This window comes from Endozoicomonas sp. SESOKO4 (assembly GCF_024606275.1).
In genome coordinates this window covers 1-1,035 of sequence record NZ_JAHHPS010000646.1, presented here as the reverse complement: position 1 = coordinate 1,035, position 1,035 = coordinate 1, and the positions used below count along the sequence as shown (strand labels likewise).

At 55.7% G+C, this 1,035-nt stretch carries 1 protein-coding gene; it reads left to right on the top strand.

The window, feature by feature from the left end; translation table 11 throughout:
• Positions 1 to 35: 35 nt before the first annotated feature.
• On the top strand, positions 36 to 1,035 hold a 1,000-nt coding region (locus tag KDK16_RS12575), incomplete at its 3' end, for an ankyrin repeat domain-containing protein (protein WP_257276382.1).

Below are 1,035 nucleotides of genomic sequence, written 5' to 3'. Positions count from 1 at the left end.
GCTCACGCCGGTGCGCGATGTGTCGGGAAGACCCGATGCCTGTATTGAATCTGAGCACCGGTGAATCTCACCCGGATCAATTTTTCCCGAACCAGGCGTTTTTTGATGCTTGTATTAACGGGGATTTTGCGCGGGTGAACCATTCACTGGCAGAAGGAGTCAATGTCAATGCTGCTCTAGCTGATGATTTCACTGCCTTGATTTTGGCATCTGGTCAGGGGCACAGGGATATCGTCGAACGTCTGATCAACGCCGGGGCGAATCTCAACGCTGCCCGTGAGAATGGTGCCACCGCACTACTCATCGCTGCCCAGCAGAATAAGGCCGACTGCGTCAAACTCCTGATCAGAGCCAAGGCGAATCTCAACGCCCAAACCGTGGGTGGCGCCACCCCGCTGTTCATGGCCACCCAGCAAAATAGCACCGACTGCGTGAAACTCCTGATCGAAGCCGGGGCAGATCTCAACGCCGCCTGTTCAAATGGCGTCACCCCGCTGGCCATCGCTGCTGCAACAGGCCACAGTGACTGCGTGGAACTCCTGATCGAAGCCGAGGCAGATCTCAACGCCCGGGCTGAGGATGGCTCCACCCCGCTGATCATGGCTGCCCAGGAAAATAACATCGACTGCATGAAACTCCTGATCAGAGCCAAGGCGGATATCAACGCCCAAATTGGGGATGGCGTCATCGCGCTGCTCGTTGCTGCGTTGGAAAATAACAGCCACTACCTAAAAATCCTGATTGAAGCCAGGGCGAATATCAACGCCCGAACCAAGAATGGTGTCACCGCGCTGTTCATGGCTGCCCAACAAAATAGCACCGACTGTCTAAAAATCCTGATCGCAGCCAGGGCAGATCTCAACGCTGCCACGTCGGATGGCGCCACCCCACTGTGTATCGCTGCTGCGAAAGGCAATACCGACTGCGTGAAAGTCCTGATCGAAGCCGAGGCAAATCTTAACGCCCAGACTACAGGTGGCGCCACCCCTGTGTTCATGGCTGCCCAAGAAAATAAGACTGACTGCGTGAATGCAC